The 11,211-nt window shown below is 41.7% G+C and carries 7 protein-coding genes and 1 rRNA gene; all 8 read right to left on the bottom strand.

The window, feature by feature from the left end; all coding sequences use genetic code 11:
- Positions 1-166: 166 nt before the first annotated feature.
- Positions 167-1,718, bottom strand: a 16S ribosomal RNA gene (locus AC0VYV_RS00040).
- Between the two features lie 303 nt (positions 1,719-2,021).
- Positions 2,022-4,583, bottom strand: a complete 2,562-nt coding sequence (gene gyrA / locus AC0VYV_RS00035; protein ID WP_475366269.1) for a DNA gyrase subunit A — start codon at positions 4,581-4,583, stop codon at positions 2,022-2,024.
- A 108-nt stretch (positions 4,584-4,691) separates the two neighbouring features.
- The gene (gyrB, locus tag AC0VYV_RS00030) at positions 4,692-6,620 is read right to left on the bottom strand and encodes a DNA topoisomerase (ATP-hydrolyzing) subunit B (RefSeq protein WP_194218135.1); all 1,929 of its coding nucleotides are present in this window, start codon (positions 6,618-6,620) and stop codon (positions 4,692-4,694) included.
- A 69-nt stretch (positions 6,621-6,689) separates the two neighbouring features.
- Positions 6,690-6,968, bottom strand: a complete 279-nt coding sequence (gene remB / locus AC0VYV_RS00025) for an extracellular matrix regulator RemB (RefSeq protein ID WP_194218136.1) — start codon at positions 6,966-6,968, stop codon at positions 6,690-6,692.
- 9 nt (positions 6,969-6,977) lie between these two features.
- A complete protein-coding gene (gene recF, locus AC0VYV_RS00020) occupies positions 6,978-8,096 on the bottom strand; it encodes a DNA replication/repair protein RecF (RefSeq protein ID WP_194218137.1) in 1,119 nt (372 codons plus the stop codon).
- A gap of 14 nt (positions 8,097-8,110) precedes the next feature.
- The gene (gene yaaA, locus AC0VYV_RS00015; protein ID WP_194218138.1) at positions 8,111-8,323 is read right to left on the bottom strand and encodes a S4 domain-containing protein YaaA; all 213 of its coding nucleotides are present in this window, start codon (positions 8,321-8,323) and stop codon (positions 8,111-8,113) included.
- Between the two features lie 196 nt (positions 8,324-8,519).
- Positions 8,520-9,662, bottom strand: a complete 1,143-nt coding sequence (gene dnaN, locus AC0VYV_RS00010; RefSeq protein ID WP_475374334.1) for a DNA polymerase III subunit beta — start codon at positions 9,660-9,662, stop codon at positions 8,520-8,522.
- Between the two features lie 196 nt (positions 9,663-9,858).
- Positions 9,859-11,211, bottom strand: a complete 1,353-nt coding sequence (dnaA, locus tag AC0VYV_RS00005) for a chromosomal replication initiator protein DnaA (protein ID WP_475373167.1) — start codon at positions 11,209-11,211, stop codon at positions 9,859-9,861.

Here is an 11,211-nt window from a genome sequence, read left to right as displayed (position 1 = left end):
GATGTCGTTGTTTGTGCTATCTAGTTTTCAAGGAACAAGGCTACTACTTAAATCCGCCTAAGCTTCATCACTTCACCTGGTTTGAAAGAATAAATCATTCTTTCAAAACTAAACGAAACGCTCATGTAAGGTTGGTAACGTAAGTTACCTTCGTAATTCTCCATAGAAAGGAGGTGATCCAGCCGCACCTTCCGATACGGCTACCTTGTTACGACTTCACCCCAATCATTTGTCCCACCTTCGGCGGCTGGCTCCATAAAGGTTACCCCACCGACTTCGGGTGTTACAAACTCTCGTGGTGTGACGGGCGGTGTGTACAAGGCCCGGGAACGTATTCACCGCGGCATGCTGATCCGCGATTACTAGCAATTCCGGCTTCATGCAGGCGAGTTGCAGCCTGCAATCCGAACTGAGAACGGCTTTATGGGATTCGCTTCACCTCGCGGTGTTGCTGCCCTTTGTACCGTCCATTGTAGCACGTGTGTAGCCCAGGTCATAAGGGGCATGATGATTTGACGTCATCCCCACCTTCCTCCGGTTTGTCACCGGCAGTCACCTTAGAGTGCCCAACTAAATGCTGGCAACTAAGATCAAGGGTTGCGCTCGTTGCGGGACTTAACCCAACATCTCACGACACGAGCTGACGACAACCATGCACCACCTGTCACTCTGTCCCCCGAAGGGGAACGTCCTGTCTCCAGGATTGTCAGAGGATGTCAAGACCTGGTAAGGTTCTTCGCGTTGCTTCGAATTAAACCACATGCTCCACTGCTTGTGCGGGCCCCCGTCAATTCCTTTGAGTTTCAACCTTGCGGTCGTACTCCCCAGGCGGAGTGCTTAATGTGTTAACTTCAGCACTGAGGGTGGAACCCCCCAACACCTAGCACTCATCGTTTACGGCGTGGACTACCAGGGTATCTAATCCTGTTTGCTCCCCACGCTTTCGCGCCTCAGCGTCAGTTACAGACCAGAGAGCCGCCTTCGCCACTGGTGTTCCTCCACATATCTACGCATTTCACCGCTACACGTGGAATTCCACTCTCCTCTTCTGCACTCAAGTCCTCCAGTTTCCAATGACCCTCCACGGTTGAGCCGTGGGCTTTCACATCAGACTTAAAAGACCGCCTGCGCGCGCTTTACGCCCAATAATTCCGGACAACGCTTGCCACCTACGTATTACCGCGGCTGCTGGCACGTAGTTAGCCGTGGCTTTCTGGTTAGGTACCGTCAAGGTACCGCCCTATTCGAACGGTACTTGTTCTTCCCTAACAACAGAGCTTTACGACCCGAAGGCCTTCGTCACTCACGCGGCGTTGCTCCGTCAGACTTTCGTCCATTGCGGAAGATTCCCTACTGCTGCCTCCCGTAGGAGTCTGGGCCGTGTCTCAGTCCCAGTGTGGCCGATCACCCTCTCAGGTCGGCTACGCATCGTCGCCTTGGTAAGCCATTACCTTACCAACTAGCTAATGCGCCGCGGGCCCATCCTGCAGTGTTAGCTCGAAAGCCAACTTTCAACATTGCACCATGCGGTGCGATGTATTACCCGGTATTAGCTCCGGTTTCCCGGAGTTATCCCAGTCTGCAGGGCAGGTTGCCCACGTGTTACTCACCCGTCCGCCGCTAAGATCAGGGAGCAAGCTCCCATCTCTTCGCTCGACTTGCATGTATTAGGCACGCCGCCAGCGTTCGTCCTGAGCCAGGATCAAACTCTCCGATAGAAAGCTTAATCTAGCTTTAAAACAATGTTTTGTTTCCGTAGAAACAACTACTTACATGGCGTTTCGTTCAGTTTTCAAAGATCGATTTGTTTCTTTCGTTTTCGCCGTTGTTTATCGGCGACTTAAATAATATATCATGTAATGCGTTATCTCGTCAACACTTTTTTATAAGTTTTTTAAAACCAATTTTAGAAGGTTTTGGAGACCCCGTCAAAGCGACGGAATTACATCTTATCATCTGCTTATCAGTATTGCAATAGAAAAATAAAAAAAGAAGAGGATTTCTCCTCTTCTTCTAACTTGTTACTCTTCTTCAGGCTTTGAATCGTCGTTATCATCATTCTCGATGATCTCTTCAGCATCAACATCAATGATTTCTTCCGCACTTACTTCAATAGTAGGTTCTGTATCTTCGATGTCCTCACCTTCGATACCCTCTTCATTGATCTCTACCTTCGCAACCGTTGCGACAGAGTCACCTTCAGAGATACGGATCAATCTCACACCTTGCGTGTTTCTTCCGGTTTGAGAAATATCCTGTACATCAATACGAATAATGACGCCACTCTCAGTAATAATCATACATTCTTCATCAAGCGTGACAGTCTTGAGAGCTGTTAACACACCATTACGTTCAGTAAGGTTACACGTCTTGATACCTTTACCGCCTCTTGTTTGCACGCGATACTCTTCAACAGGTGTTCGTTTACCGAATCCTTTATCAGTCACAATAAGTACATCCTGGTTTTCATCTAGAATGCCTATACCGACAACTTGATCGTTCTCCTGAAGGGTGATCCCCTTAACACCAGTAGCTGTTCGACCCATAGATCTAACGTCTTCTTCATGAAAGCGAATCGCCATTCCTTGTTTCGTTCCCATAATAAGCTCTTTCGATCCATTCGTTAGACGAACGCCCATTAGCTCATCGTCTTCTTTAAAGTTGATGGCAATGAGCCCACCCTTTCGAATATTCGCAAAGGCAGATAATGGAGAGCGTTTAACAACACCCTGCTTCGTCGCAAAGAAAACGAACCAATCATCAACAAACTCTTCTATAGGAATAATTGCAGTGATATATTCATCTTTTTCTATTTGAAGGAGATTAATAATTGGAATCCCTTTCGCTGTTCGACTAAGCTCAGGTACTTCATACCCTTTAAGTCTGTAGACCTTCCCTTTATTCGTAAAGAAAAGAATCGTATTATGCGTCAGAGTAGTGAATAGGTGTTCAACAAAGTCACCATCATTTGTACCCATCCCCTGAATTCCACGACCACCGCGCTTTTGACTACGATACGTATCGATTGGCAGACGCTTGATATACCCCTTATGTGTGAGGGTAATAACAATATTTTGTTTAGGAATTAAATCTTCATCCTCGATCATATCAAAGCCAACCGTTATTTCGGTACGACGTTTGTCCGCGAATCTTTCTTTTACTTCTGCTAGCTCTTCGCGAATGATTTCAAGAACTTTCTCTTCATCAGCAAGGATCGCTTTTAGTTCAGCGATACGCTTCATTAATTCTTGATATTCTGATTCAATTTTATCACGTTCTAGACCAGTTAAACGCTGAAGTCGCATATCAAGGATCGCCTGAGACTGATCATAGCTAAGCGAGAACTTTGTCATAAGGCCTTCTCTAGCAATATCTGTTGTTTCAGAAGCTCGAATTAATTTAATCACTTCATCTAAATGATCAAGTGCAATTCGCAAACCTTCTAATATATGTGCTCTTGCTTCCGCTTTGTTTAGCTCAAACTGCGTTCTTCTTCTAATAACAACCTTTTGATGCTCTAGATAATGCTCAAGACATTCTTTTAGCGTTAATACTTTGGGTTGTCCATCTACTAGAGCAAGCGTGTTAATCCCAAAGCTAGTTTGAAGTGCAGTTTGTTTATATAAGTTATTTAGGAGAACATTCGCATTTGCATCTTTACGTACCTCAATGACAACACGCATTCCCGTGCGGTCAGATTCATCGCGAAGATCTGTGATACCCTCTATCTTTTTATCGCGAACAAGCTCTGCGATTTTTTCGACAAGACGTGCTTTATTAACCTGATAAGGAAGTTCAGATACAATGATCGTCTTTTTACCATTGCTAAATTCTTCGATTTCAGCTTTTGCCCGCTGGATAATTGATCCTCTACCAGTCATATAAGCTTTGCGAATACCCTCACGTCCAAGAATCTCAGCTGCAGTCGGGAAATCTGGTCCTGGAATAAACTCCATTAATTCAGGTATCGAAATCTCTGGATTCTTACTAAGTTCCAAAATCCCTTCAATGACTTCCCCAAGGTTATGCGGTGGTATATTCGTAGCCATTCCTACAGCGATACCTGAAGCTCCGTTTACTAGTAAGTTAGGAAACCTTGCAGGGAGAACAATTGGTTCTTGTTCAGAGCCATCATAGTTGTCCTGGTAGTCTATTGTGTCTTTGTTAATGTCTCGCACCATTTCCATAGCGATTTTAGACATTCTCGCCTCAGTGTAACGCATTGCAGCTGCTGAATCTCCGTCAATAGAACCAAAGTTACCATGGCCATCTATTAACATATTACGATAGCTAAAGTCCTGAGCCATGCGCACCATTGTGTCATATACAGCTGAATCACCGTGTGGATGGTACTTACCAATTACTTCTCCAACAATACGCGCAGACTTCTTGTAAGCTTTATCAGAAGTCATACCCAGGTCATTCATGGCATACAAAATACGGCGATGCACTGGTTTTAAACCATCTCGTACATCAGGAAGAGCTCGACTTACAATAACGCTCATCGCATAATCCATGAAGGAGGTGCGCATTTCCTGACTAATATTTATTTCCTTAACTCTCGATCTTTCCATATCAGACATACGGAAAACCTCCAATTATACTCTTGTTCATCTCATAACATTTAGCTGTATTGCCTTATTAACCCTTGAACAGCAGAAAAGGGGGGATTCCCCCCTTCAGTTTATTTCTTAAACATCTAGATTCTTTACATAATGGGCGTTGTCTTGAATAAAGTTCCGTCTCGGTTCAACACGATCTCCCATTAACATATCAAAGACTTCATCCGCTTCGATCGCATCTTGTAGTTCAACTTGCAGTACTGTACGCGACTCAGGATCCATCGTTGTTTCCCAAAGCTGAGTTGGGTTCATTTCACCTAGACCTTTGTATCGCTGAATACCGGGCTTAGGAGCTTTCGGAATCTCGTTCAAAATAATATCATGCTCGCGGTCATTATAAGCGTAAGTAACTTTTTTTCCTTGTGTAATCTTATAAAGTGGCGGCTGGGCAATGTAAACATAGCCATTTTCAATCAACGGACGCATATAGCGATAGAAAAATGTTAATAGAAGCGTTCGAATGTGGGCTCCATCAACATCCGCATCAGTCATGATAATTAATTTGTGGTAGCGAGCTTTTGATAAATCAAAATCTTCACCTATACCTGTTCCAAGTGCTGTGATAATCGCTCTAATTTCGTTATTTGATAGTATTTTATCTAAACGTGCTTTCTCGACGTTCAGAATTTTACCTTTTAGAGGCAATATTGCTTGGAAATGACGATCACGTCCCTGTTTAGCTGATCCACCCGCTGAGTCACCCTCAACAATATAGAGTTCAGAAATAGAAGCATCTTTAGATGAGCAATCAGCTAATTTACCTGGGAGAGCGCTCACTTCAAGAGCACCTTTCCTTCTTGTTAACTCTCGTGCTTTCTTTGCTGCAGCACGAGCGCGTGAGGCCATAAGACCTTTCTCAACTATTTGCTTAGCAACGAGGGGATTTTCAAAAAGGAATGTAGAGAACTTTTCTCCAAAAATAGACTCGGTAATTGTACGAGCTTCTGCATTTCCAAGCTTTGTTTTCGTCTGACCTTCGAATTGAGGATCAGGGTGTTTAATTGAAATGATTGCAGTTAATCCTTCTCGTACATCATCCCCTGTTAAGTTAGGGTCCGTTTCACGGAATAAACTATTTTTTCGTGCATAGTCATTAATAACGCGAGTAAGGGCTGTTTTAAAACCGTATTCATGACTCCCACCCTCATGCGTATTGATGTTATTGGCAAATGAGTAGATATTACTCGCAAAACCATCATTGTATTGAACAGCGATCTCGACAGAAATCCCTTCACGTTCACCTTCTACAAAGATTGGTTCTTCGTGGAGCGCTTCACGTGAACGATTTAAATGTTCAACGTATGATTTAATACCACCCTCGTAATGATATTCATTACGCTTTGTTTCTTCAGGACGCTTGTCTTGCGCAACAATTTTAATTCCGCGATTTAGAAAAGCAAGTTCTCTTAGACGGTGAGCAAGAATATCAAATTCATATTCTATTGTTTCCGTAAAAATTTCGGTATCAGGGATGAAGTGAATAGTTGTCCCCGTTACATCACTATCACCAATAACCTTAAGATCTTCATCAGGTACACCGCGTGTATAGCTTTGGTAATAAACTTTGCCTTCACGTTCTACCGTAATTTCAAGTTTAGACGACAAAGCATTTACAACTGATGCCCCTACACCGTGCAGTCCACCGGACACTTTATATCCACCGCCGCCAAACTTACCACCGGCATGCAGCACAGTCATAATAACTTCGACTGCAGGGCGGCCCATTTTCTCTTGAATACCGACCGGAATGCCTCGTCCGTTATCCTCTACTTTAATGCTATTGTCTTTCTCAATACTAACTGTAATTTGCGAACAGTACCCTGCAAGAGCTTCATCGATACTGTTATCAACAATTTCCCAAACAAGATGGTGGAGTCCTCTGCTACTTGTGGAACCAATGTACATCCCTGGGCGTTTTCGAACAGCCTCAAGTCCCTCAAGGACCTGAATCTGACTTTCATCATAACTTTCTTTATTAGACTGTTGCTCTAATGTCATATTGTTCACCTACATTTCTCTATCAAAGATAGACTCAATTAAGCTTGCTGATTGACAGCCAACCTGGTTTTAAGATGATTCTCCATTCGATGTTACTTCTACACTATCCGATACTGTGTAAGCACGTCTTTTTAGTGTAAGTGAAGATAAAGGGGACAGATAGACCGTATCAGTTGTGATAACGATTGATTTCGTTAAATCACCACCAATATCTTCTACTAGCTTATCTTTTTGATGGCGGTGCAAGAATTCATTCGTAATCTCCGCTTCCTCCATAACTTGCCAATCAAAGATGCCAACAACATCTCTCGATTGAACAACTACGTCCTCTCCTAAGTGTATAAACACCACTTCACCTCATTTCACCTTTTCGATTAGTCCATCTTGGACTTGAAAAGTCGTCGCTTTCTCAAGCGTTTCATGATGGATGCCTTCGACGCTAGTCGTTGTGACAAACGTCTGGACCTTCCCCTGAATTGTATTTAAAAGATGAGACTGCCTGTAATCATCTAACTCCGACAGAACATCATCGAGCAGAAGTAAAGGATATTCGCCTACTTCACTATGAATCAATTCAATTTCAGCAAGTTTTAGTGATAAAGCCGTGGTACGCTGTTGCCCTTGAGATCCATAAGTTTGAACGTCTTTTCCATTTACAAAAAACGACAAATCATCTCTATGGGGGCCCGCTAGCGTAACACCACGCTCAACTTCTCTCTCTTTAATTTTATCAAACTTTTGCTTATATCCATCTACTATTTTCGACAAATCGGTTGGTTCTGATACCTCTACAGTTGGATTATAGTGAATTTCAAGTTTTTCTAGCCCTCTACTAATTCCATAATGAATTGGTTCAGCCCATTGTTGAAGGAGTTGAACAAATCGAACTCGACGTATATAAATATTCGCAGCAGCTTCAATTAATTGTTCGGTCAGGATATCCAACATTACATAATCGGGATTTTTTTGATATCGCAAGGTCTTTAACAAGCTGTTACGCTGCTGAAGAAGCTTCAGATATCGACCAAGATAATAGAGATAGACTGGTTGTACCTGGCCAATTTCAATATCGATGAATCTTCTGCGAACGCCAGGATTGCCTTTAACCAGATTGAGATCCTCTGGTGCAAACATGACAACATTCAGTGCACCAATGTAGTTGCTCAGTTTCTGCTGTTCCAATTGATTTAGTTTGGCTTTCTTACCTTTTTGGGAAATAACCAGTTGGAGGGAGAGGGGACCATTTCGTTTTTCTATTCTACCTTCTATTTTAGCATATTCCTCGTCCCAATTGATTAATTCTTTATCTCTTGGTGTACGATGGGATCTCGCCATAGCTAGTACATAGATAGCTTCCATGATGTTTGTTTTCCCCTGAGCATTTTCACCGAGAAAAACGTTCACGTTATTTTCAAACTGCAGTTCTTGCTTCGTGTAATTTCGATAATTCGTTACTTTCAATGTGTTTAGATGCAACGGGAAACCCCCATTCAGCTAGATACAACAAACTCCCCGACTCCAGGAATCATCACTTTATCCTGATTGTAGAGTTTTCTGCCACGTCGGTCATCTAATTCTCCGTTTACATAGACCTCGTACTCTGACAGAAACCACTTTGCCATTCCGCCTGTATTAATCACTCCAGCTTCTTGAAGAAGTTGGCCAAGAGTGATGTATTCTTTAATTAATTTGATTTCATTCATCTTCGTTCACCTCATTTTCCTTCTACTCCATTCAACGATGACGAGTTTGAAGGATGACAATAGTTTATTATAACTCTTTTTTAACTAAAACGCATGACTTATAGAGTGGAAATTTCACAATGGCAAGAAAAAAGAGAAAGCCGCTGGAAGAATTCTTCTCAGCAGCTCAATATTTTTGCATGAATTTTAACTAAAATTAATAAGTTCGTACCGGTAGAATTAACTGCATAATAGCAGCTCCTTCAATAGGCTTGATTAAGAATGGACGCATCGCACCAGTAAAGCTAATATTCACTTCATTGGAATCCATCGATCTCAACGCATCCATCATGTATTTAGCACTAAAAGAAATCTTAAGCTCTTCTCCATCAAAGAATTGAGATTGTACCTGTTCAATAACTTTACCGATTTCAGGAGAGTTTGAGGAAATTTCTAACGTTGATTCCTCTATGCTTGCGAGCTTGACTACGTTATTCCTTCCTTCTCGTGCAAGAACTGAAGCTCGATCAATTGCTTGTAATAGTTCTTTTGCTGATACCGTTACGTTTGTTTTACTTTCGTTAGGTATAAGTCGACTTGTATCAGGATAGTTTCCGTCAAGAAGTCTTGAGAAAAAGAGAATGTGATTTGATTTAAATAGAATTTGATTCTCTGTAACCGTAATATCTACAAGTTCTTCGTTATCATCAATAATTTTAGAAAGTTCACTTAAACTCTTTCCTGGGATAACGACATTTGAGAATGAAAGGTCATTACCATTAGGTTCAACCTGCACTGTCCTGAGAGCAAGTCGGTGACTATCTGTCGCAGTACAGTTTAATTCGCCATTCTCAAGCTTCCAGTTTACACCTGTCAACACCGGTCTAGTTTCTGAAGTAGAAACAGCAAATACCGTCTGTCTAATAATGTTTTTTAGGAGATCTGCTTGAATTTGAAATCCTTCTTTGGATTCTACTTCTGGTAGACGTGGATATTCTTCAGGATCTAGACCGTTAAGGTTAAACTCTGAAGATCCAGAACGGATTCTCGTTGTTAAGCTATCGTGAACTTCAATTTCTACTTGATCACCTGGTAGTTTTTTAACGATATCAGAGAAGAAACGTGCTTGAAGAACAATACTTCCCATCTGAGAGATTTCAACAATTTGTTTATTATTTTCCTCTGCGGGAATGAAACACTCGATTGAAATATCTGAGTCAGAGCCTGTTAATGTTACACCTTCATCACTTGCCACGATTTTAATACCAGTCAGTATCGGTATCGTTGTTCTTGAAGATACTGCTTTCATGACATCAGATACGCTTGATACTAGATAATCTCTCTCGATTTTGAAACGCATAATTTACCTCCTAAATAAATGACCCTGATTATATATTTATTACTTAAAAAAGTCGTAGTCTTACTAGTAGGGGCTGTGAATGTGTGGATAAGTGTTAGTGAACCTATATCACGTAAGTTATCCACCTGTGGATAGTGTGTTAGTAACTCTGGATAATTGTACACACTATATCAACTAATATCCACAAAAAAGGTGACTAACCATTTTTCAGCTGCTCTACTATATCTTGCAGTTTCTTCTGAAATGCTTGATCAGAATCCACTAGTTTTGAAATCTTCTCATGAGCGTGGATCACAGTTGTGTGATCACGGCCTCCAAATTCTTCCCCAATCTTCGGAAGAGAAAAATCGGTCAGTTCTCTTGATAGATACATCGCAATTTGACGTGGGAAAGCGACTGATTTCGTTCTCTTTTTAGCCGCAAAGTCTTCTAGTTTTACTGAGAAGTGATCACCTATAACATTTTGAATATCATGGATGGTGATGACTCTAGGTTTAGATGATGGAATAATATTTTTTAGAGCTTCAGCTGCTAAGTCCGCATTCATGTCTTGATTAATTAGTGAAGAATAGGCCACCACTCGAATAAGAGCACCTTCTAGTTCACGTATGTTCGTATCAATCTGGTTAGCGATATAGAGCATCACTTCATTTGGGATATCTAGGCCTTCAGCTTTCGCTTTCTTTCTAAGAATCGCAATCCTTGTTTCAAGATCAGGAGGCGTAATATCAGTAATTAATCCCCATTCGAAACGTGATCGTAGCCTGTCCTCTAGCGTTGGTATTTCCTTAGGTGGTCGATCACTTGAAATCACAATTTGCTTACTTTCTTCATGAAGCGCATTAAATGTGTGGAAGAATTCCTCTTGGGTTTGTTCTTTACCAGCTAGAAATTGAATATCATCAATCAATAGCACGTCTACATTTCGATATTTATTGCGAAAATTAACGGTCTTATTATCGCGAATGGAGTTAATAAACTCATTAGTAAACTTCTCGGATGATAAATACACCACTTTTGCATTCGGATTATGCTCAATGACATAGTGACCAATTGCATGCATCAAGTGTGTTTTTCCTAGGCCAACCCCCCCGTAAATAAATAAGGGATTATAAGCTTTGGCTGGCGCTTCAGCCACTGCTAGGGAAGCTGCATGAGCAAAACGGTTCCCGGATCCAATAACGAAAGTATCAAACGTATATTTGGAATTAAGCACGCTCTGCGGATGTTCTTCCTGAGCGGGATTTGCTTTTGGTTTTTTCTTCATAGACTGTTCAAGATCCAAATCAGTATCGGACTGATTCTGGGGAATAATGAACTTTGCTTTGAGTTCACTGCCTGTTAACTCAAGTAACGTTTCCGTTATTAAACTTGAGTATCTAGATTCGAGCCAGTCTCTAGCGAACTCGTTGGGGGCAGTAATAATAATGGTGTCGCCGTCCATTCTGTTAGCAGAAGTGGACTTTAACCAAGTTTCGAAACTCGGCTTACTTAATTTTTTTTCGATTTCGGATAATGCCTGTTGCCAGAGATCCGTGATGTTATCCAA

Source organism: Anaerobacillus sp. QJM3NY_17 (assembly GCF_056173665.1).
Note: the sequence above shows the minus strand (reverse complement) of the source record. Positions and strands in the feature narration are given on the sequence as shown.